The sequence below is a fragment of the Micrococcus sp. GbtcB5 genome, from assembly GCF_019091605.1.
GTDB lineage: Bacteria > Actinomycetota > Actinomycetes > Actinomycetales > Micrococcaceae > Micrococcus > Micrococcus luteus.
The window spans coordinates 1-252 of sequence record NZ_JAGXJK010000293.1; the positions used below are offsets into that span (position 1 = coordinate 1).

Here is a 252-nt window from a genome sequence, read left to right on the forward strand (position 1 = left end):
GTGCAGCGCGCCTACGGCCAGACCGATCCCCGCCGCGTGACCAAGCCCCTGGCCGGTCCCTTCGAGAAGGCCGGCGTGACCCTGCGTCGCCACCTCGTCGAGCTGCGCCCCGCCGACGCCGCCGAGTACGCGCTCGGCCAGGACGTGACCGTGGAGGTCTTCGAGGCCGGCCAGAAGGACGACGTCGTGGGGATCACCAAGGGCAAGGGCTTCGCCGGCGCCATGAAGCGCCACGGCTTCGCCGGTGTGGGC

At 73.0% G+C, this 252-nt stretch carries 1 protein-coding gene; it reads left to right on the top strand.

All coding sequences use genetic code 11. The features are described 5' to 3' along the window. A partial coding sequence (gene rplC, locus KVS67_RS12420; RefSeq protein ID WP_217565489.1) for a 50S ribosomal protein L3 occupies window positions 1-252 on the top strand: 252 nt, incomplete at both ends.